Genomic DNA, 20,908 nt, shown 5'->3' with positions numbered 1-20,908 from the left:
TATCGAGATAGCCGTTTTCCATTATTTTGTATATTTTTTGAAAATCAACGTTGCATTATGTCCGCCAAATCCAAGAGAATTGCTTAACACTGCGTTTACTTCTTGCTTTCTTGCCTCATTTGGCACATAGTCCAAATCGCATTCCGGATCAGGAGTTTCATAGTTCATCGTCGGCGGAATCATTCCATCTTTAATCGCTAATACGGAAAATATCGCTTCTACTGCTCCAGCCGCTCCTAACAAATGACCGGTCATCGATTTTGTCGAGCTGATCGCAAGCTTGTATGCATGGTCGCCAAACACTTCTTTAATCGCCATCGTTTCATATTTGTCATTGTATTCCGTACTTGTACCATGGGCATTAATATAATCAATCTCTTCCGGATTCATTCCCGCATCCGCCAACGCTTGGCGCATCGCACGAACACCGCCTTCTCCGCCTGGAGCCGGCGCAGTAATATGATATGCATCCCCTGTCGCACCATAGCCGACAATTTCCGCATAAATCGGCGCACCCCGGCGCAACGCATGCTCTAGCTCTTCTAATACGAGAATGCCGGCGCCTTCACCCATGACAAAGCCATCCCGATTTTTATCAAACGGACGGCTTGCCGTTCTTGGGTCTGGGTTCGTAGATAATGCCGTATTTGCACAAAATCCGGCTAACGCCATTTTCGTAATCGGCGCTTCTGTACCGCCAGTAATCATTACATCGGCATCGCCGCGTTGAATGACCTTAAACGCATCACCAATGGAATTTGTCCCTGTTGCACAAGCAGTGACCGTACAAGAATTGATTCCTTTTGCACCTAGAATAATAGATACTTGCCCTGCTGCCATATCCGGAATCATCATCGGCACAAAAAACGGGCTTACGCGACGGTAGCCGCGTTGTTGGAAAATTTCAAACTGCTGTTCAAACGTTTCCATTCCGCCGATGCCAGATCCGATCCAAACGCCGACTCTTGCCGCATTTTCTTCTGTAATTTCTAATTTTGCATCTTTTACCGCCATCAACGAGGCAGCGACAGCATATTGCGTAAAACGATCCATTTTACGTGCTTCACGTCGATCCATAAAGTCTTCCGGATTGAAATCTTTCACTTCTGCTGCTACTTTCGCCGGGAATTCATCTGGATTGACACGAGTAAGCACCCCTATTCCCGACTTGCCGGCAATAATGTTTTTCCATGTTGTTTCCACATCGTTTCCAAGCGGTGTTACTGCACCAAGACCTGTAACAACGACTCGTCTTTTTTCCATCGCTTCCGTCTCTCCTTTTTATCCGTATTGAGCTGCTAGCGGCCCCAACGTAAAGCGATTGCACCCCACGTTAATCCGCCGCCAAATCCAACCATAATTATGAGATCATCATCTTTGATTTTACCTGCTTCTAATTCTTCGACAATAGAAATCGGAATGGAAGCCGCTGAAGTGTTTCCATATTTTCGAATAGTTGTTGACATTTTCTCCTCCGGCAGTTCAAGACGCTGCCTTGCCGCCTCGACAATGCGAATATTCGCTTGATGTGGAATGAGAAAATCAACGTCGTTTTTCGATAATCCTGCTTTTTCTAAGACGTGAATGCACGATTCACCCATTTGACGAACGGCAAATTTAAACACTTCTCTACCGTTCATTACGATATATTCTTCTTTATATAAATGTTTTCCTCCTGTTCCGTCTGCACCTAATTCAAACGATAAAATACCACGTCCCTCGGAAACAGGCCCCATCACGACCGCACCAGCACCGTCGCCAAATAGCACTGCCGTATTGCGGTCATTCCAATCGATGATTTTGGATAATTTTTCAGCTCCCACTACCAATATATAACGATATGCGCCATTGTCAATAAATTGGCTTGCTGTGACCATTCCATAAATAAAGCCGGCACATGCCGCGCTAATATCCAATGCTGCTGCTTTTACCGCTCCAAGCCGTTCCTGCAGCATGCAGGACACAGATGGAAATGCCCTGTCAGGAGTTACCGTTGCTACTAAAATTAAATCAATATCTTGCGGAGAAATTTTTGCGTCCTCGATCGCTTTTTTCGCTGCAAAATATGCCATATCGGAAGTATCCATATCATCAGTGGCTATTCTTCGTTCTTCAATTCCCGTTCTCGTCCGAATCCATTCATCAGACGTATCCATCATCTTTTCCAAATCAAAATTTGTTAACACCTTTTCCGGCAAATACCGGCCGATTCCAATAATACCTGCTCCCACACTGAACATCTCCTTTAGTAGTATATAACCAATTATTATTACTTGGTACTAATTTTATCGGAAATAGAAAAAACGCGCAATAGAAATATGTAACACATGTGATTTGTCTAGTCACTTCTTAATTTTTTACATACAGTGCTAATAAAGATAAAGAAAAGGAGGCGGTGTTACGATGGATGATAAAGAGCAGTCAAAACAACCTAGCGAGCAGTTAGATCGTTTTTCCCGTTTAATGTTCGGTCCCTTTCCTCCACGATCTCATCAATCACATGATAATCCAGCTGCTCGTACGGAGTCTTCTTCACAGCAAGACATTGATTTTATGCAGATCATTCAAAATATTGATACGCTGGTCGCTTCGTTTGACCAATTAAAACCATTGATGAGAAAAATTACTTCTTTGGTAGATATGTTTAAAAAATAAGAGGCGTCGTTAGACGGCGCCTCTTTTATTATTAACTCTTAATAACTAACAATAATTCCTCTACCGTTCCGATCATCAATAGAGGAATTCATGGAAGCTCATTATATTGTTGAAAAAATTGATCGATCGCTTTGCCAAATTGGTACCGTTTTTCCGGCAAACAATAAATCACATGAACGTTATGGTTAGTCGTCCTCATCCATTGCTCATATTTTCGACAATGTAGAGAGGATGGGTAAGGAGTAATTCCTGATAATTGCCATATTTTTATTGGAACTTGATGCGGAACAAGCAGCAGTGAAGGAACCGCTTTTTCGGCATTTGCCTCGTCTATATCGTATGCAAGCGCTATTTCTCTTGCCATTCGCTTATAAAAAAACTTATTTTCCTTTTCATACTCAAGTTGAGCGCGTAAATCTAGACAAGGGCTTAACATCACAATCGCGCGGATTTGCTTTGGCATTGTTTCAAGGAGCTGCAAAGCCACAAGCGCTCCCATTCCTTCCGCAAGAATATAAATACGATTGTTTAATATTTCACTTTTTAATACGTAGTAAATAAGTTGCTTAGCCAAGCGTACGGCTTTAGGGCTTCCCCAATGCCGGCCGTATAAATGAGAGTAAAAAATGGTATAACCATATTCGAGCAACTCGCAAAGAAGATGATGGCGTCCTTTGTGCTCTATCCAAAAACTTGTATGTTCATTAACAAAATGATTCGTATCGCCAATAATAAAGACAGCAAATCCGTTTGGGCGCTCTGGCAAATGAATGATACACCACTGATCGTCGAGCTGAAAAAATCGTTGTTGAATCGTCATTGATATCCACCCTTGTTTTTACGATGCATAATTGTACAATATACAGTATGCGGAATGAAAAAAAAAGTACGGGTATATGCCTAAAAGATCAAGTTGTGGTAAGATAAGAAAAGGAAGCTAGAGAGATTGGGGGGAAGAAGCATGCGGCTTTTTTGGACGTTTTTCTGGACGTTCCTTTTAGTGCAAATGGCTACATACGTCATTGGCTCTATGCAAGGAATTCCATATAATTTTTCAACAGGGGCTTTATTAGGGGCGATCTTTACTATTTTGGTTATTATTGTAGCAAGCTTGATTCCTGATGAACCGATAGAACACCACTAAGAAAAACTAACAACAAGGCTGTCCTAAAAATGAAGGACAGCCTTGTTTCTATTATTGGACTTCTACAACGATTTGCCCGTTCCGATAATCCACTACAACCGTGCTGTAGTCTTTCACACGTCCGGCGACAATTTCTTTTGCAAGCGGTGTTTCAATTTGCTTTTGCATAAATCGTTTTAACGGACGCGCCCCGTAAACTGGATCAAATCCAGACTCGGCGATATATTCTTTTGCTTTATCTGTCAAAGAAAGCGAAATATGACGGTCGCTAAGCCGTTTCGCTAATTCGTTCGCAAATTTTGTCACGATTCCTTTTATTTCATTCATGGTTAACGGCTTAAATAAAACAATGTCGTCGATTCGGTTTAAAAATTCCGGGCGGAAATGAGCGCGCAATTGCTGTAATACTTGCTCACGCGTCTCTTCTTTAATCTCTCCATTTTCCGTAACTCCTTCTAGCAGTAAATGCGACCCGATATTCGATGTCATAATCACAACCGTATTTTTAAAATCAACGGTACGTCCTTGCGAGTCAGTAATACGCCCATCATCCAGCATTTGCAATAAAATATTGAACACTTCTGGATGCGCCTTTTCAATTTCGTCTAACAGGATGACGGAATACGGTTTGCGCCGCACCGCTTCCGTTAGCTGTCCTCCTTCTTCATAGCCGACATAGCCCGGAGGAGCTCCAATCAAGCGAGAAACAGCATGTTTTTCCATATACTCGGACATATCGATGCGGATCATTTGTTCTTCACTGTCAAACAACGCTTGTGCGAGCGTTTTTGCTAGTTCTGTTTTCCCGACTCCTGTCGGTCCTAAAAAGATAAAGGAACCAATCGGACGATTAGGATCTTTAATGCCAGCACGCGCCCGCAACACCGCATCAGCAACAAGTTCAACCGCTTCATCTTGACCGATGACTCGTTCATGCAGCAATTCGTGCAGACGCAATAACTTTTCCCGCTCTCCTTCGACTAATTTCGTTAACGGGATTCCCGTCCATCGCGAAACGATTTCCGCAATTTCTTCCTCTGTTACTTCTTCACGGAGAAGACGACCTTCTTGACTATTTTCATTCATTTGTTGTTCAAGCTGCTTTAATTGTTTTTCTAACTGCGGAATGCGGCCGTGACGAAGTTCTGCTGCTTTATTTAAATCGTATTCATTTTCCGCTTCTTCTAATTCCCGCTTTGCTTTTTCCAGCGCTTCGCGAACGTCACGCACGCGCTGGATAGCTTCTTTTTCCTGCTGCCATTGCGCTTTCATACTGTTCGCTTTTTCCCGTAAGTCAGCCAGCTCTTTGGTGAGCGCTTCAAGACGTTCTTTACTCGCTTCGTCTGTTTCTTTTCGCAATGCTGCTTCTTCGATTTCCAATTGCATGACGCGGCGCATCACTTCATCCAGCTCCGATGGCATGGAATCCATTTCGGTACGGATGGTCGCACATGCTTCATCGACTAAGTCAATCGCTTTGTCAGGCAAAAATCGATCCGAAATGTAGCGATCGGCCAATGTCGCCGCCGCAACAAGGGCACGGTCATGAATTTTTACACCGTGATGAACCTCAAACCGCTCTTTTAAGCCGCGCAAAATCGAAATCGTATCTTCCACGCTCGGTTCTTCGACAAGAACTTGCTGGAAGCGCCGTTCGAGTGCCGGATCTTTCTCAATGTATTGCCGGTATTCGTCAAGTGTGGTTGCACCGATGCAATGCAGCTCGCCGCGCGCCAACATCGGCTTTAACATGTTGCCCGCATCTATCGCTCCTTCTGCCCTTCCGGCACCGACAATCGTATGCAATTCATCGATAAATAAAATAATTCTCCCTTCGCTTTTCTTTATTTCATTCAATACCGCTTTTAGACGTTCTTCAAATTCGCCGCGAAACTTCGCCCCGGCGACGAGCGAGCTCATATCTAACGCAAAAATCGTTTTGTCTTTTAATCCTTCGGGAACGTCTTTGCGGACAATGCGCTGGGCCAGTCCTTCGACGATTGCTGTTTTTCCGACCCCCGGCTCGCCGATTAACACCGGATTATTTTTCGTTTTCCGCGATAAAATGCGAATAACGCGGCGAATTTCGCTATCGCGGCCGATCACCGGATCGATTTTTCCTGCTTTCACTTCAGCGACTAAATCGCGGCCGTATTTTTTTAATGCTTCATATGTAGCTTCTGGATTTGGACTTGTCACGCGCTGATTCCCCCTTATTTCCGTCAATACGTGCAACAATGAAGAACGGTTAATGTTGTAACGATGAAAAAGCCGTCCGATATCATCGGCCTCCGATGTAAAGGCAAGCAGTAAATGCTCAACAGAAATATATTCGTCTTGCATATTTTTTGCTTCTTCTTCCGCTTTTGTCAACAATCGCTGCAGCCGTTGGGACATATAAAGGTTTTCCGCACCAGCCCCAAGCACTTCTGGCTTTTTCTTTAACAACATTTGCAGTTCATGAGTGAATGCGTCTATATTAACTCGAAGCAGTGTGAAGATTCTTCTCGCAAGCCCTTCTTCTTGCTGCAATAATGCGAGCAGCAAGTGTTCGACATCGAGTTGCTGATGATGGTGCCGAATGGCAATCGATTGAGCCTCAAGAAAAGCCTCCTGCACTTTCTCCGTAAACTTATTTGCGTTCATCGACTTTCCCTCTCTTTTGACCTTTTTTGACCTTTAAGTATATTATAGCGGATGCCGACTTTTCTTTTCAAATAGAAAGCCACTCCAATATAGGAATGGCTTTGTAGTGGGGAATATACGGAACCAGGATGGCGACATTTCGCCGTTGCTCACAGGACGTGGGCAGCCTTTAGGCGAAATTGGGCCGCCTCCGCTTTTCTTTATTATGGTTTTCTCTTATATGTCCAGTGGCGATTGTGATTTGATGTTTCCGGGAACGTATCTCCTGCTTTTAGTTTTATTTTTTTTGGATTTTTGACGTTATCGCCTGTTTCGCCAATTTCAATATATATACCGTTGTTCGGCGCTTTGTCGCCTGGTTGGAAATGGCGTTGTTGGCCCATTGCAGCATCCCCCCTTATCCGAAGTATATTTTTATCATTCCCGTCTGTTCCTTTGTTCATAACCATACAAATAATGGCTGCATGAAAAAAGCACCGGCATATCTCCGGTGCGATTTCGTCATAATAACGATAGTAAAATCGCCTTCTGTACGTGAAGCCGATTTCCAGCCTGTTGGAAGACAAACGAATTTGGTCCATCAATCACATCGGCTGTTACTTCTTCATCGCGGTGGGCTGGCAAGCAATGAAGAAACATATAATCAGGTTTTGCATGTTTTGCTAATTCGCAATTGACTTGAAACGGTTGAAACACCGCAAGACGCTGCTCGCTTTCTTGTTCTTGCCCCATGCTCGTCCATACGTCTGTATAAATGATGTCCGCGTTGGTGACCGCTTCGACTGGATTATGCGTGACTGCAACATTCGCTCCTGTTTGTTTTCCAATTTGCATTGCCGCATTTACATACTTCTCTTTTGGCTCATAACCAGCCGGGCAAGCGATCACACAGTCCATGCCAACTTTTGCAGCCGCAATCATAAGCGCGTGTGCGACGTTGTTGCCATCACCGACATAGGCAAGTTTCAATCCTTTTAACGTGTTCTTCACTTCATAAATCGTTAATAAGTCAGCCAGCGCTTGACACGGGTGATCATCATCGGTCAGTCCGTTAATAACCGGAATCGTTGCATATTCAGCGAGCTCCTCCAATTTTTGATGAGCGAATGTGCGAATCATAATCGCGTCAACATATTGCGATAATACTCTCGCCGTATCGGCGATCGTTTCTCCTCGTCCAAGCTGCAAATCATTGCTATTTAAATAAAGCGCACTACCACCGAGCTGGGTCATTCCCACCTCAAATGATACTCTCGTGCGGGTGGATGGTTTTTCAAAAATCATCGCTAACGTTTTTCCAACAAGCGGAGTATACAATTGTCCGGCAAGCTGTTTTTGCTTTAATTCCTTGGCAAGTGTCAACAAATAATGAATATCTTCTGTTGAAATGTCCATTAATGTTAAAAAATCTTTTCCTTTTAATGAAACGACTGTTTTCATATAATCACCGCTTTCTCGATTTGTTTTTTCTTTTCAAGCCATTCTTGAATGGATGAAACAGAAAACTTTTTCACACCGACTGCTTGTAAAAAGAGACAGAACGTTTCGATTTCTGTAAACGTCATAATTTGCCGGGACAACGCAAGCATTCTATATTGGCTGTTTCCGTCTTTTTGCAAATCTAAAAACGCTAACGCTTCCTTTCGTTTTATCCATTCGGAAAACGGTATGTCGGAAACAATGATTAATTGTTTTTCCTTTATGATTTGAAGAAGTTCATCGCTTATTTCACCGTTCACATAAATTTCTCGTGCTTTATGTTTTTTTGCTAAATACGAATAAAACGCCTTTGCCGCCGCTTCTTCCATTGTTTTTGCAATGCTGATTCCTTCTCCCGTCGACTTCATTTCTGGTCCAACAAGCGGATCGACTCCCGGCAATTTATATGTCGAAAATACCGGATATTTTAAAACAATATATGGCAAGCTCGCCAAACGCCGCTGTTTTTCGTCAACGACATCGCTTAAACATTTCCCAAGCAATAATTTTGTCGCAATTTGCGCGAGCGGTATGCCTGTTGCCTTGCTGACGATCGGAACGGTCCGGCTTGCGCGCGGGTTCACTTCCAATACGTATACCTGACCGTTGGCAATGACATATTGAATATTCATAATGCCTTTAAATTGTAATTTCTTTACAATTTTTTCGGCGTACGTAATGATTTTGGATTGTTCTTCATTCGTAATCGTTTGCGCTGGCAGCATTGCATAGCTGTCTCCTGAATGTACTCCAGCCTTTTCCACATGTTCGATAATCGTCGGAAGTAAAATATCGTTTCCATCCGCAACAACATCGACTTCTGCTTCTTTTCCGTCTAAATATGCATCGATCAGCACAGGGTACGTAATTATTCGCTGCTCTAGCAGCGCGCATAATTGTTGTTCATTTTTCACAATGAACATTCCTCTGCCGCCAATGACATATGAAGGACGAAGCAATATCGGATAACCGATTTTTTTGGCGTTCGAAATAAGTTCTTCTTCGTTATTTGCCATCATTCCCGGTACGTGTGGAATATCCAATTCTTCTAATAGCTGATAAAAACGATCACGATCTTCAAGCTGGTCAATCACATCATAAGTGACGCCGAGAAGAGTGATATTCGCTTCTTCGAGCCCTTTCACGAGATTAATTGCCGTCTGTCCTCCGAACTGAACAATGACTTTTTTAATCTGTTCCGCTTCTATCACGTTCAACACTTCTTCTAAAGTAAGCGGCTCGAAATAGAGACGGTCAGCCACAGCAAAATCAGTGCTGACGGTTTCTGGATTATTGTTCATCAATACCGTTTCATATCCTTCTTCTTGAAGTGCATACACGCTGTGAACAGAGCTGTAATCAAACTCGATTCCTTGCCCGATTCGAATCGGTCCTGCGCCAATAATCAATACTTTCTCTTTATCGCTTTTTTTCCGTTCATCTTCGCCGAAATATGTCGAATAGTAATAATCCGTTTCTGAATGGAATTCCGCCGCGCACGTATCGACCATTTTATATGCCGGAACGATGCCAAGTTGTTTTCGCTTTTCTCTTACGTCTTTTTCCTTCACATTCCATACTTCCGCTAAAAACGCATCAGAAAACCCTTTTTCTTTCAACAGACGGAACGTCGCTTCATCAATATGTTCTAAGCTCGTTTCTTTCGCTTTCTTTTCTAATTCGATCAACTGATAAAACGATTGCAAAAAGAAACGGTCAATTTTTGTTAATTCATATACGGTATTGATCGTTTCTCCGCGACGGAACAATTCGAGAATCGCAAAAAAGCGGCGATCATCTTTTCGAACAAGCAGTTGTTTGAGCTCATCATCTGTATGGGAAGCAAGTTCTGGTAAATACAATCCGTTATTCGCACCTTCTAATGAGTAAACCGCTTTTTGAAACGCTCGTTCCATGTTGCGGTCAATCGCCATCACTTCTCCCGTCGCTTTCATTTGCGTGCCAAGCTGGCGATCGCCGAAAGGAAATTTATCAAACGGCAAGCGCGGAAATTTTACAACGACATAATCGAGTGCTGGTTCAAAGCTTGCGTACGTCGTTTTCGTTACTGGATTAAGAAGTTCCGCCAATGTATAGCCGACTGCTAATTTCGCGGCTATGCGTGCGATCGGGTATCCCGTTGCTTTCGATGCAAGCGCCGATGAACGGCTGACACGCGGATTTACTTCAATTAAATAATATCGTTTGCTAAATGGGTCTAGCGCGAACTGAATGTTGCATCCTCCAATGATACCGAGCGCCGAAATAATTTTGATGGCTGAAGATCGCAACATTTGGTATTCCTCGTCCGTCAACGTTTGCGATGGAGCAACAACGATAGAGTCACCGGTATGGATGCCGACGGGATCGACGTTTTCCATATTGCAAACAGTAATGCACGTATTCGTATGGTCGCGCATTACTTCATATTCAATTTCCTTATATCCAGCCACGCTTCGTTCAATAAGACATTGCGTAATTGGACTTTCCGCGAGTCCTTTTTCGACTAAATCAATAAATTGTTCCATCGTTTCTGCGATTCCCCCGCCCGTTCCTCCGAGTGTATAGGCGGGACGAATAATGATCGGAAATCCGATTTTTTCGGCAAAAGCGACCGCTTCATCGACACTCGTAATAATTTCACTCTCCGGAACTGGTTCGCCTAATTCATACATGAGCGCGCGAAACGCTTCGCGGTCCTCTCCTCTTTTAATCGCTTCAATCGGAGTTCCGAGCAGCTTCACCCCATATTTTTCTAAAATTCCTTCTTCATGAAGCTGAAATGCTAAGTTTAGTCCCGTCTGTCCCCCAAATGTCGCCAGCAGCCCGTCTGGTCGCTCTTTCGCGATAATCGCCTCCACGCTATCCACCGTCAACGGCTCAAAGTACACGGCATCGGCATGAACTTCGTCTGTCATAATCGTTGCCGGATTGTTATTCACTAAAATAACGCGGTACCCTTCTTCTTTTAAGGCGATACACGCTTGTGTGCCGGAATAGTCAAACTCCGCCGCCTGTCCGATGACAATCGGACCGGATCCGATGATTAAAATCGATTGCAGCGATGTATCTTTAGGCATATACTTTCTCTCCTTTTACTACCGTTTGCAAAAACTCGTCAAAAATATGGTTCGTATCGCTAGGACCTGGATGCGCCTCCGGATGATATTGCACCGATAAAATTGGTTTGTGGCGGTGTACTATTCCTTCGACGGAACCGTCATTGACGTTTGTAAATCGGATATTAAACGGGGTGTTGGCTAAACTTTCTTTCTTAACCACATAACTATGATTTTGTGATGTCATAAACACTTTTTGTTTTACCGTATCATACACAGGCTGATTTGCTCCCCGATGGCCGAAGCGAAGTTTTTCCGTGTCTGCGCCGTATGAAAGCGCCACTAACTGATGACCTAGACAAATCGCTAACGTTGGATAATGGTCAATAATTTGGCGAATGTTTGCTAACTGCTTGGAAAGTTGTTTTGGATCTCCTGGACCATTGGACAACACGATTCCATCCGGCTTCATTGATTCGATCATTTCAAATGAAGTATGGTACGGAACGACGGTAACCTTGCATCCCCGCGCTACCAATGACTGCAAAATCGATTTTTTGTAGCCAAAATCGATTAATACGAGATGAGGCCCGCCGCTTCCGTATGTTTCGATTTTCGCAGTCGACACATCATGAACAGGAAACGGGTTTTCATGAAATGCCGCCGTGTTACATGACGGTGAAACAGTAAGTTGTGCCATCATCGTCCCTTCATTGCGAATTTCCTTTACTAATGCACGCGTATCAACATGGGAAAGCAACGGAATATTCCATTGCTGCAAGTATTCCTTTAAGCTGTATTTCGCTTCGTAATGATATCCTTTGCTGCTCGCTTCATATACAATAACCGCCTGTACATGCGGGCGCTTGCTTTCAAAATCATCTGCGTTAATCCCGTAATTTCCGATTAACGGGTACGTAAACACGATGATTTGATTCTTATAAGAAGGATCGGTTAATACTTCTTGATACCCGGTCATGCCGGTAAAAAAAACGATTTCTCCGCTCACTTCTTCATTTGGAAGCGGCGATTCCAACTGTCCGACAAATGTCTTTCCGTTTGCTAAATGCAAATATGCTTCCATGAATGACACCTCATGCTCGAATTTTTATTTATATTATAGAATTTTTATTCACCTATTAAGGATAAAGACGCAGCTATCGACTACTTCGTAGCTGCGATTTTTTCTTTCTGTATTGTTTGTTTGATAATGCCTACCGCTTGATCTAATTCTTCTTTTGAAACGACTAGCGGCGGCAATAGCCGAATCACATTCGGACCAGCTGTTAATACAAGCAGTCCATTTTTGTGAATAAATGGGATTAGTTTCGTAATGTCCTCATCACATTCAATGCCAACTAATAACCCAAGTCCCCGAACTTCTTTTACTAGCGAAAATTCGCTTAATGCCTCTTGAAGCTTCGTTAAGAAATACGTTCCTTTTTCTTGTACGTCTTGTAAAAAGTCAGGCTGAAAAATCGTTTGCAACGTCGCTTTTGCGGCTGCCATCGCGATTGGATTGCCGCCAAATGTCGAGCCGTGAACCCCCGCGGTAAACGTATCTTTCAAAAACGCTTTGCCAATCATCGCACCAACTGGAATGCCGCTTCCTAACCCTTTCGCACTTGTAATAATATCCGGTTCGATATCAAAATATTGATAGGCAAATGGTTTGCCAGTGCGGCCGATGCCGGTTTGCACTTCATCGACAATCAATAGCGCGCCGTATTGCTTGCAAAGCTCAGCTATTTTTTTCAAAAACGCTTTATCGGCCGGTCTGACTCCACCTTCTCCTTGAACAATTTCCACCATTATCGCCGCAACATCTTCGTTCATTTCGTTTTCCAGTGTTTCGATATCATTAAACGGCAGATGGATAAATTGTGGTAAAAGCGGGCCAAACCCTTTGTATACTTTTTCTTGCCCTGTGGCCGACATCGTCGCAAACGTCCGTCCATGAAACGATTGCTTAAATGTAATGACTTTATGTCGCCCCGTATGTTTGCGCGCTAATTTTAATGCCGCTTCGTTCGCTTCCGCGCCGCTATTGCAGAAAAATACATAATCGCCGCAGCTATTTGCCGCAAGAAGTTCCGCTACCTCTTCCTGAAGCGGAATGGTAAATAAATTAGAAACATGCCAAAACCGCTCAAGCTGTTCTTCGATCGCTTTCTGCACCGCAGGATGACGGTGGCCAAGATTACAGACGGCGATCCCGGAAACAAAATCCAAATACTGTTTTCCGTTTATATCGGTAACCGTCGTCCCTTCCGCTGATTGTATACAAATATTCCAACGGTTATATGTCGGAAATAACGCTCCCATTAATAGACCCCCACTTCGTTTCGAATCGTCGTTCCATGCAATTGCCCGTTTTCATAAAACGGTGTTTTCCCGCTTACGATCATCACTTCATGAAGCGATTCCGATAACGCGGCAATCGCTGCTTTTACTTTCGGAATCATTCCTCCTGTAATAATCCCTTCATTCATCATCCGTTCAATCACATCGATCGTTGCCTGTTCAACGATAGAACCGTTTCGCAAAATCCCCGGAACGTCCGTCACAAATAGCAATTGCGCCGCCTTGATCGCTTTCGCTACCGCCCCCGCTGCTGTATCGGCGTTAATATTATATTTTTGGCCATCCTTATCCGCACCGATCGGTGAAATGATCGGAATGTAACGTGATTTTAATAGCTGATGAACAAAATCGGCATTAACATTGACGACTTCCCCAACGTATCCGAGCTTCGCTAAATCGATTGGCGCCGCTTGCAATAAACAGGCGTCTACACCGGAAACGCCCACGGCAGGCAGCCCATGCTGCCGCAGCAATGCCACAAGCTGCTTATTTACCTTTCCTGCTAAAACCATTTCTGCTACTTCTAGTACTTCTTTTGTCGTCTTGCGCAAACCGTTCACAAATTCACTCGGCACGTTTAGCCGTTTTAGCATTTGTCCGATTTCCGGTCCGCCGCCGTGAACGAGAACAATGTTCATACCTTGTGCGTACATCTCTTGTAAACTTGTAAAAAACGACGGCGACAGATCACTTAACACGCTTCCTCCACATTTGATGACAATCGTCTTTCCCATCTCCCTCTCCCCTTATTACGTGCGATAACTCGCATTAATTTTCACATAATCGTACGTTAAGTCACAGCCCCAAGCAACTCCTGTTCCGTTGCCGAGATGAAGATCTACTTCAATGATAATCTCATCATTTTGCAAGTAGGCTCTCGCTTCCTCTTCGGAAAATGGCTGCGGTTCGCTTCCTTTTAGCATGACAATCGGTCCCATCGAAATATCGACATTGTCCGGATTCACCATTGCATCTGCGTAGCCAATTGCACAGATAATTCTTCCCCAGTTTGCGTCAGCACCATAGACCGCCGTTTTTACTAAATTAGAGCCAACGATTTGCTTGGCGATTTTTTTCGCATCCTCGTCCGTTTTCGCCCCGTTCACGCGCACTTCAATGAGCTTCGCCGCCCCTTCGCCATCTTTGGCGATTTGTTTCGCTAAATCCTCACATGTTTTTTTCAGCGCTTCATAAAAGTTTTCCCAGTCTGGATGATCCGGCGTTAATTCCTTATTTCCGGCAAGTCCGCTCGCCATAACGATTACCATATCGTTCGTGGATGTATCTCCATCTACCGTAATTTGATTGAAGGATACATCCGTAATGGAACGAAGCGCTTCTTGCAATACCGGCGAAGAAATATTGGCATCGGTCGTCACAAACGCGAGCATGGTTGCCATATTCGGATGAATCATTCCCGAACCTTTCGCCGCGCCTCCGATCGTTACCGTTTTTCCGTCAATCGTTGTCTGATAACAAGCTTTTTTCATGACCGTATCAGTCGTTAAAATCGCTGTTTGAAACGCCTCCGCATTTTCCGGCAAGTCGCCTGGCTCTAATTTTTTCATTCCTTCCCGAATTTTCTCCATCGGCATAAATTCACCGATCACACCAGTGGAGGCGACCGCAACAAGATGCGGGGCAATGCTGAACTGTTGTGCGCATAATTCTCTCATTTCATACGCATCTTTTAATCCTCTTTCTCCCGTACACGCATTCGCGCATGCGCTATTGACGACTACCGCCTGCAATTTTTGCTCGGCCGCGATGCTTTGTTGCGTTACTTTCAGCGGGGCGGCTTGAAAATGGTTTTGTGTATAAACCGCGGCACAAGATGCTGGCACATCGCATACGATAACGCCCAAATCTTTTTTCGCGTAACGCAAACCGGCATGCACGCCTGCCGCTTTAAATCCTTTTGGAGTTACGACCGTTCCTTCTGCAATATAAGAAATTTTCGTTCCATGCTTTTCTTGCTTTGCGATCACCATCGTTTGATCTCCTTCCTTATGGATAAATCGGTGCTAACATAAGCCCGCTTTCTTCATCCCAGCCCATCATCACGTTCAAGTTTTGAATCGCCTGTCCTGCCGCTCCTTTGACAAGATTGTCGATGACGGAAACAACGGTAACTCTTCCCGTACGTTCGTCATAAGCAACTCCGATATCGCAATAGTTGGAGCCATACACTTCTTTTGTGGCTGGGAATTGTCCAGGCTTGCGAACGCGGACAAATTTCGAATCTTCATAACTTGTTTTATATAAATCTAGCAATGTCTCTAACGACAGCTCTTTCTTTGCTTTCGCATAAATCGTTGCCATAATTCCCCTTGTCATCGGAATTAAATGTGTGCTAAACGTAATCGGCTGAATACGTTCATTCCAAGCTTTTAGCATTTGTTCGATTTCTGGAATATGTTGGTGAGAATTCACTTTGTAAATTTTGACATTTTCATTGACTTCTGAAAAATGGGTATTCAGCGAAGCTTTCCGTCCTGCTCCCGACACCCCGGATTTTGCGTCAACAATAATAGAATCTTCTTCAATCAACCGTTCTTTGACAAGCGGGGCTAAACCGAGCAGCGTAGCGGTCGGATAGCATCCCGGATTGGAAAGAAGCTGCGCCTTTTGAATGTCCTCTTTATTCCATTCCGTTAATCCGTATACCGCCTGTTGCAAATAGTGATCGGAAGCCGTTTGTCGCTTATACCACATTTCATATACCGATCTATCTTTCAAGCGAAAATCGCCGGATAAGTCAATCACTTTAACTCCTTTATCAATCAACGTTGGTGCAAGTGTGCTAGAAACGCCTGGCGGAGTAGCAAAAAAGACGACCTCGCATTCATTTGCCATTTGTTCGACATCGATTTTCTGAAGAATCGCTCCCTCTATTTCGCCAACATGCGGGAAGCTTTCGGAAAAATGGATGCCGTCTTGTGAAGAAGAATAAAGCGAACAGTGATGAACATGTGGATGATGCTGTAAAAATCTTAATAATTCTACACCGCCATACCCGGTCGCACCAATGATTGCAATATTCATGACAAGCCTCCTTGAACGAATTATCTTTCATGTAATTACCATTATAATACTGTATAAAAATAAAATCAAATGTATATTTAATTATTTTCTAAATATTTTTTAATCGTTTTTATAACTATTTCCGCAAAACACAATATTTGTTTCATGGAAAAAGTGTATTATACTCGGACACCTGTACATCATCGGACACACTAAATAAAAAAACGAGGTGCGTTCACTTACACACCTCGTTTTTATGAGTAAAGGACGATCATGGCAATAAGAAAATAAGCGGCGTTGGAAATTTCTAATATTCCTAATTTCATAATCGGCAGCGATTTTCCATATAAATAAACAGCCCGAACAACACTTGGCACATAGGCAAGAACAAATAACGGGTACCCGATGACAACGAGCGCGATCATTAATATTCCATGGTATCCCCATGACAACCATTTATACATCGGGTTTTTCTTTTCGCGAATCATTGTTTTTACGTAAAAGGTACTTCCGAGGAAAAAGAGAAAACAAAAAGCAGCTAGTTCAAACGCTTCTATCGTTAATTCCCCGCGCCCAACATAAAAGCTGGCAAGACCAGCAACACAAAAAACAATGATTGCCGCAACATCATTCCAAAAAGCACGTTCCTGCTTCCGTTTGGCATAAGAAAGATTAATTAGAAAGAACGGAAGCATCGCCGCTCCAAAATAAAATAAAGATGGCACATACCATAAACAAATAGCTAATATCACAGCGGCAATGGCAGTGTAGCCGTAAAACGACCACATGTACTCTTGTGTGCGTTTTAATTTTACCGCCATCAACAACGGATATGTCGCCAAGTATAAGAAAAACCATCCTACAAATAACGGCAGATGAAGCCATGTCAATCCGCCTGCATATGCGCCTAATACAAACGGAATGATCAGCATTGCCCATGCGCCATGTTGTTTCGGAACAATCCACTTTTGTTTTTGTCGGTTTTTCATAGATCTCACCCTCCGCTTACCGGTGGAATAAAGGCAACGATATCACCTGGCTGAAGTGTTTGATCATCGCGGGCATATTCCTCATTCACCGCGACCATCACTTGTTTCAGATCAATGTGATAACGCTTTTCTACTTCCTGCTTTAATGCATTTACCGTTTTGGGAACGTCAGGAAGCACCATACGCTCCTCTCCAATTGCTTCCTGTAAATGCGCAAAAAAGAGCAGTGTGATCATTGTAAATCCTCTCCTTCCGGCTTTCCTGTTGGATACGCTTTCGTCCCTAATTGATTGCCAACCCATTCCGTTCCATCTTCCCAATGTTCTTTTTTCCAAATCGGAACAATTTGTTTAATGCGCTCAATCGCATATCGGTTTGCCTCATACGCGTCGTTGCGGTGCGGCGACGAAACGGCGATGGCGACAGCGATATCGCCGATATCCAGCCTGCCGATTCGGTGCGTAATCGCCACTTTCGTTTCTGGCCATTTTTCTCGAATCTCCTCCCCGATTTGTTCTAGCATTTTTTCCGCCATCGATACGTACGCTTCGTATTGTAAAAATAAGGTCCGCTTTCCGTTTGTCCATTCGCGCACCGTTCCCATGAACGTGGTCACCGCTCCGGCTTCGGGGCGCATTACTTTTTTTACCACATTCTCAATGGAAATCGGCTTGTCCGTAATCATAAAAAGGCGTTCCTTCATTCGTTTTTTCTCACCTCATTCATTAACCAATGTAAATAACTTTCCTCATCATTGATGAAAAATAAAGGATATGGAATGAAAGATAGCCGCGAAGAAGATTCCCACGTAATAACGGCAATAATATTAGACAACTGTGACAGCGAATCCCAATCGTCCTCGTTTCGCAGCATCACAACCTTTTTATATGATTCATGTTTGTAGCCTTCGACAAGCACGAAATCAAGCGGCAAAAGTTCATATAATGATAAAATTTGCGCTAGCGGCCATGCAGGCTGCCATGCGTGAAGCTCGAGCAAACCGCCGCCTTCCACTGAAACGGCAACTGCTCCCGCCTGCTCGTGGCGCTTTGAATCCGTATAGGAATCGTTTCTTTCAGGATAACCGCCGTGTCCGTGATGTTTCACTGTTCCGACACGATATCCTTCGGCTGCCGCGATTTTTATCCATTTTTCAATAAGCGTCGTTTTGCCACTATTTTTATAGCCAACCACTTGCCAAACGTTCATATGTCACTTCCTTCCTCATCTTCTAGCAGCCATACATCGACGGTATCCCCTTTTGCAAATCCTCGCGTCCCTCCAGGCAGCACCATCAGCGCATTTGCTTTTGCTAGCGATGTGACTATATTCGATTTATCTGTCCCAACAGGCGACACGGTTAACCGGCCATCTTCGACCGCCACATAACTTCTAACAAACCGGGTAAACGGATTCGGTTTAGGAAAGTCTGCCATCAACGTTGCCATCGCTTTCCGTAAATACGGTTTTGGCGAAAATAGCCGCGTCCGTACGGCCGGACGTACAAACAACTCATATCCAACGTAACATGCCGAAGGGTTGCCAGATAGACCAAACAACAGTTTTCCATTGAGCTGCGCAACCGTCGTCACGCTTCCCGGACGCATCGCGACTTTATTAAATAACACTTCTGCCCCAAGGCGTTCATAAATGGCCGGCAAATAATCGTAATCTCCAACCGAAACGCCGCCCGTTGTGATGAGAAAATCAACTTGTGGCAGCGCCTTTTGTATTGCTGTAAAACATGTATCCACATCATCGGCTAATTTTCCAAAATAAACTGGCTCCGCGCCGCTGCGTACTACTTGCGCCTGAATCATATAGGCGTTGCTGTTGCGAATTTTTCCGGGAACAAGCGGCTCGGATACGTCCAAAAGCTCGCTGCCTGTCGCGAAAATGCCAATTCGCGGTTTTCTCGCGACTTTCACCCGAGCATACCCGAATGTCGCTAACAATGCTTGCACTCCTGGATTAATAAACGTTCCCTTTGGGACGAGCACCTCTCCTTTTTTCGCATCTTCTCCTTGGAACGAAATGTTATCTTCCGGTTGAAAGGGACGTTTGATCGACATATATGTTTTTCCGTCTCTCTCATATTGTTTCGCTAATTCCAGCATGACAACCGCATCGCATCCATCTGGAATTTGCGCCCCCGTCATAATGCGCACCGCTTGAAATGGTTGAACGGTCTTCGACGCTACTTGTCCCGCTCCAATCGTTTCAATCACTTCAAATTCTACGGGATTGTCAAGCTTTGCTTTTGCGGAATCAACAGCGCGTATCGCAAAACCGTCATATGGTGACCGGTCAAACGGCGGAACGTCATGGTCAGCGCGCAATTCTTCCGCCAAATACCGTCCATATGCCTCTTCTAATGAAACCGTTTCCACTTCTCCTGTTCCTGCATACTTCATAACTTTTTGGATTGCCTCTGTTACCGGAATAAGAGTTCGTCTTTCTTCCATGATTTTATCCCTCTTCCTGTATATTGGTTTCCATTTATGCATCCTTATTCCAAATGTATTGATATTATCAATCTTTCTATTCATTTTTTCAACTATATAAGTTAAACTTGAAAGTCCTGCTTCTTGCAGAAGATTAAGTTTGTAATCCATCTTGTTTTCTATTGTACGGAAACGAAAAAAATTCATTTGTGAGATTAATCACATTTTCTGGCTTCCTTTGCAGTTCAACATGATTTGTTCAAAATCTATTCATAAATATATGTGTGATATGCATCACGACATAGAAATAGAAAAGGAAATATACTTGGATTGTAACGATTTATAAAAAATGGAGGGGCCGATCATGGAAAAACGGTTTACAGAACAATCGATCATCGGTGATATCGTAGCACAGTTTCCAAAAGCAAGCGATATTTTCAAAGCATACAAAATTGATTTTTGCTGCGGTGGACAGCGTCCGTTAAAAGAAGCGATACAAGAACGAAACTTAGATGGCAAAGCGATATTAGAACAATTAAATACTCTTTATGCGCAATCGCTTGAAAAAGATGAAAAAAATTGGTCGGAAGCTTCTTATAGTGAACTGATCGACCATATTATCCAAAAACATCACCGTTACCTGGCGGAAGAATTGCCTAATCTTAGCCCTTACGTAACAAAAGTGCTTCGCGTTCATGGGGCGCATCACCCGCATCTAGCACAAATTCATAAGTTGTTTAACGAGCTGAAAACAGAACTCGAGCAGCATACGATCAAAGAAGAAACTCATGCTTTCCCGCTTATTTTACAATTTGAAGAAACTCCGACTCCAGAAAACAGAGAAACGATGAAACAAGCAATTCGCGAACTTATCAATGAACATGATGTTGCTGGCGATATCATCAAAACGATTCGTGAGATTACAAATGACTTCACCCCGCCAGAAGATGCATGCCGGACGTACCGTCTTGTCTACAACCGATTAGAAGCACTAGAAGAAGATTTATTGGAACATATCCATTTGGAAAATAACATTTTATTTCCGCGTGTTCTTCATGAAACAGAAGCATCTCAATAAACAACAACCGGACTGCTCCACATAAC

20 protein-coding genes are annotated in these 20,908 nt (G+C 43.6%); 3 read left to right on the top strand and 17 right to left on the bottom strand.

Features of this window, described 5'->3' with window-relative positions; all coding sequences use genetic code 11:
- Positions 1-21: 21 nt before the first annotated feature.
- Entirely contained in the window at positions 22-1,263 is a 1,242-nt protein-coding gene (gene fabF, locus DER53_RS08410; protein ID WP_012749437.1) for a beta-ketoacyl-ACP synthase II, read from the bottom strand.
- Positions 1,264-1,298: 35 nt separating this feature from the next.
- Complete coding sequence (locus DER53_RS08405) at positions 1,299-2,231, bottom strand: beta-ketoacyl-ACP synthase III (RefSeq protein WP_012749436.1); 933 nt, start codon at positions 2,229-2,231, stop codon at positions 1,299-1,301.
- A gap of 172 nt (positions 2,232-2,403) precedes the next feature.
- Between DER53_RS08405 and DER53_RS08400 the strand changes: the two genes are divergently transcribed.
- On the top strand, positions 2,404-2,655 hold the full coding sequence (locus DER53_RS08400) for a hypothetical protein (protein WP_062679118.1): 252 nt from the start codon (positions 2,404-2,406) through the stop codon (positions 2,653-2,655).
- An 88-nt stretch (positions 2,656-2,743) separates the two neighbouring features.
- Here the strand turns inward: DER53_RS08400 and DER53_RS08395 are convergent, their stop codons facing one another.
- The gene (locus DER53_RS08395) at positions 2,744-3,475 is read right to left on the bottom strand and encodes an alpha/beta hydrolase family protein (RefSeq protein WP_012749434.1); all 732 of its coding nucleotides are present in this window, start codon (positions 3,473-3,475) and stop codon (positions 2,744-2,746) included.
- A gap of 141 nt (positions 3,476-3,616) precedes the next feature.
- Between DER53_RS08395 and DER53_RS08390 the strand changes: the two genes are divergently transcribed.
- Positions 3,617-3,799 carry a YjzD family protein gene (locus DER53_RS08390; RefSeq protein ID WP_012749433.1) on the top strand — a complete coding sequence of 61 codons (183 nt, stop codon included), beginning with the start codon at positions 3,617-3,619 and terminating at the stop codon, positions 3,797-3,799.
- Between the two features lie 51 nt (positions 3,800-3,850).
- On the opposite strand, the gene clpB is transcribed toward DER53_RS08390, so the two are convergent.
- The 14 genes from clpB to DER53_RS08320 form a co-directional block, all read right to left on the bottom strand.
- The gene (gene clpB, locus DER53_RS08385) at positions 3,851-6,445 is read right to left on the bottom strand and encodes an ATP-dependent chaperone ClpB (RefSeq protein WP_062753761.1); all 2,595 of its coding nucleotides are present in this window, start codon (positions 6,443-6,445) and stop codon (positions 3,851-3,853) included.
- A 203-nt stretch (positions 6,446-6,648) separates the two neighbouring features.
- The gene (locus tag DER53_RS08380; protein ID WP_062753763.1) at positions 6,649-6,828 is read right to left on the bottom strand and encodes a YjzC family protein; all 180 of its coding nucleotides are present in this window, start codon (positions 6,826-6,828) and stop codon (positions 6,649-6,651) included.
- Between the two features lie 118 nt (positions 6,829-6,946).
- Entirely contained in the window at positions 6,947-7,885 is a 939-nt protein-coding gene (gene argF, locus DER53_RS08375; protein ID WP_012749429.1) for an ornithine carbamoyltransferase, read from the bottom strand.
- A complete protein-coding gene (locus DER53_RS08370) occupies positions 7,882-11,004 on the bottom strand; it encodes a carbamoyl-phosphate synthase (glutamine-hydrolyzing) large subunit (RefSeq protein WP_062753765.1) in 3,123 nt (1,040 codons plus the stop codon). The genes argF and DER53_RS08370 overlap by 4 nt, the downstream gene beginning before the upstream one ends.
- Positions 10,997-12,067: a carbamoyl phosphate synthase small subunit gene (locus DER53_RS08365; protein ID WP_062679123.1), complete on the bottom strand. Its 1,071-nt coding sequence runs from the start codon at positions 12,065-12,067 to the stop codon at positions 10,997-10,999. The genes DER53_RS08370 and DER53_RS08365 overlap by 8 nt, the downstream gene beginning before the upstream one ends.
- An 80-nt stretch (positions 12,068-12,147) precedes the next feature.
- Positions 12,148-13,308 carry an acetylornithine transaminase gene (locus DER53_RS08360; RefSeq protein WP_062753767.1) on the bottom strand — a complete coding sequence of 387 codons (1,161 nt, stop codon included), beginning with the start codon at positions 13,306-13,308 and terminating at the stop codon, positions 12,148-12,150.
- A complete protein-coding gene (gene argB, locus DER53_RS08355) occupies positions 13,308-14,081 on the bottom strand; it encodes an acetylglutamate kinase (protein WP_012749425.1) in 774 nt (257 codons plus the stop codon). The genes DER53_RS08360 and argB overlap by 1 nt, the downstream gene beginning before the upstream one ends.
- 15 nt (positions 14,082-14,096) lie before the next feature.
- On the bottom strand, positions 14,097-15,338 hold the full coding sequence (argJ, locus tag DER53_RS08350; protein WP_012749424.1) for a bifunctional ornithine acetyltransferase/N-acetylglutamate synthase: 1,242 nt from the start codon (positions 15,336-15,338) through the stop codon (positions 14,097-14,099).
- Between the two features lie 16 nt (positions 15,339-15,354).
- Positions 15,355-16,392, bottom strand: coding sequence for an N-acetyl-gamma-glutamyl-phosphate reductase (gene argC / locus DER53_RS08345; RefSeq protein WP_062753769.1), 1,038 nt, complete (start codon positions 16,390-16,392; stop codon positions 15,355-15,357).
- A 233-nt stretch (positions 16,393-16,625) separates the two neighbouring features.
- Complete coding sequence (locus DER53_RS08340; RefSeq protein ID WP_062753771.1) at positions 16,626-17,360, bottom strand: YwiC-like family protein; 735 nt, start codon at positions 17,358-17,360, stop codon at positions 16,626-16,628.
- A gap of 5 nt (positions 17,361-17,365) precedes the next feature.
- On the bottom strand, positions 17,366-17,596 hold the full coding sequence (moaD, locus tag DER53_RS08335; protein WP_012749421.1) for a molybdopterin converting factor subunit 1: 231 nt from the start codon (positions 17,594-17,596) through the stop codon (positions 17,366-17,368).
- Positions 17,593-18,063, bottom strand: coding sequence for a molybdenum cofactor biosynthesis protein MoaE (locus DER53_RS08330; protein ID WP_062753773.1), 471 nt, complete (start codon positions 18,061-18,063; stop codon positions 17,593-17,595). Before DER53_RS08330 ends, moaD begins: the two co-directional genes overlap by 4 nt.
- On the bottom strand, positions 18,060-18,569 hold the full coding sequence (mobB, locus tag DER53_RS08325; protein WP_062753775.1) for a molybdopterin-guanine dinucleotide biosynthesis protein B: 510 nt from the start codon (positions 18,567-18,569) through the stop codon (positions 18,060-18,062). Before mobB ends, DER53_RS08330 begins: the two co-directional genes overlap by 4 nt.
- The gene (locus tag DER53_RS08320; protein ID WP_062753777.1) at positions 18,566-19,825 is read right to left on the bottom strand and encodes a molybdopterin molybdotransferase MoeA; all 1,260 of its coding nucleotides are present in this window, start codon (positions 19,823-19,825) and stop codon (positions 18,566-18,568) included. The genes mobB and DER53_RS08320 overlap by 4 nt, the downstream gene beginning before the upstream one ends.
- Before the next feature lie 343 nt (positions 19,826-20,168).
- Here DER53_RS08320 and ric point away from each other — a divergent pair, with 343 nt between their 5' ends.
- Positions 20,169-20,882 carry an iron-sulfur cluster repair di-iron protein gene (ric, locus tag DER53_RS08315; RefSeq protein ID WP_062753778.1) on the top strand — a complete coding sequence of 238 codons (714 nt, stop codon included), beginning with the start codon at positions 20,169-20,171 and terminating at the stop codon, positions 20,880-20,882.
- Positions 20,883-20,908: the final 26 nt, after the last annotated feature.

The organism is Parageobacillus toebii NBRC 107807 (assembly GCF_003688615.2).
Taxonomy (GTDB): Bacteria; Bacillota; Bacilli; order Bacillales; family Anoxybacillaceae; genus Parageobacillus_B; species Parageobacillus_B toebii.
The sequence above is the reverse complement of the archived record's forward strand: the minus strand, read 5'-3'. Positions and strand labels throughout refer to the sequence as shown.

Excerpts from the sequence above, each read along its gene's own strand:
- moaD (WP_012749421.1), bottom strand. The coding sequence starts at position 17,596 with ATGATCACACTGCTCTTTTTTGCGCATTTACAGGAAGCAATTGGAGAG.
- clpB (WP_062753761.1), bottom strand. The coding sequence starts at position 6,445 with ATGAACGCAAATAAGTTTACGGAGAAAGTGCAGGAGGCTTTTCTTGAG.
- DER53_RS08320 (WP_062753777.1), bottom strand. The coding sequence starts at position 19,825 with ATGGAAGAAAGACGAACTCTTATTCCGGTAACAGAGGCAATCCAAAAA.
- DER53_RS08360 (WP_062753767.1), bottom strand. The coding sequence starts at position 13,308 with ATGGGAGCGTTATTTCCGACATATAACCGTTGGAATATTTGTATACAA.
- DER53_RS08395 (WP_012749434.1), bottom strand. The coding sequence starts at position 3,475 with ATGACGATTCAACAACGATTTTTTCAGCTCGACGATCAGTGGTGTATC.
- ric (WP_062753778.1), top strand. The coding sequence starts at position 20,169 with ATGGAAAAACGGTTTACAGAACAATCGATCATCGGTGATATCGTAGCA.
- DER53_RS08365 (WP_062679123.1), bottom strand. The coding sequence starts at position 12,067 with ATGGAAGCATATTTGCATTTAGCAAACGGAAAGACATTTGTCGGACAG.
- mobB (WP_062753775.1), bottom strand. The coding sequence starts at position 18,569 with ATGAACGTTTGGCAAGTGGTTGGCTATAAAAATAGTGGCAAAACGACG.
- DER53_RS08390 (WP_012749433.1), top strand. The coding sequence starts at position 3,617 with ATGCGGCTTTTTTGGACGTTTTTCTGGACGTTCCTTTTAGTGCAAATG.
- fabF (WP_012749437.1), bottom strand. The coding sequence starts at position 1,263 with ATGGAAAAAAGACGAGTCGTTGTTACAGGTCTTGGTGCAGTAACACCG.
- DER53_RS08330 (WP_062753773.1), bottom strand. The coding sequence starts at position 18,063 with ATGAAGGAACGCCTTTTTATGATTACGGACAAGCCGATTTCCATTGAG.
- argC (WP_062753769.1), bottom strand. The coding sequence starts at position 16,392 with ATGAATATTGCAATCATTGGTGCGACCGGGTATGGCGGTGTAGAATTA.
- DER53_RS08370 (WP_062753765.1), bottom strand. The coding sequence starts at position 11,004 with ATGCCTAAAGATACATCGCTGCAATCGATTTTAATCATCGGATCCGGT.
- argF (WP_012749429.1), bottom strand. The coding sequence starts at position 7,885 with ATGAAAACAGTCGTTTCATTAAAAGGAAAAGATTTTTTAACATTAATG.
- DER53_RS08400 (WP_062679118.1), top strand. The coding sequence starts at position 2,404 with ATGGATGATAAAGAGCAGTCAAAACAACCTAGCGAGCAGTTAGATCGT.
- DER53_RS08340 (WP_062753771.1), bottom strand. The coding sequence starts at position 17,360 with ATGAAAAACCGACAAAAACAAAAGTGGATTGTTCCGAAACAACATGGC.
- DER53_RS08380 (WP_062753763.1), bottom strand. The coding sequence starts at position 6,828 with ATGGGCCAACAACGCCATTTCCAACCAGGCGACAAAGCGCCGAACAAC.
- argB (WP_012749425.1), bottom strand. The coding sequence starts at position 14,081 with ATGGGAAAGACGATTGTCATCAAATGTGGAGGAAGCGTGTTAAGTGAT.
- argJ (WP_012749424.1), bottom strand. The coding sequence starts at position 15,338 with ATGGTGATCGCAAAGCAAGAAAAGCATGGAACGAAAATTTCTTATATT.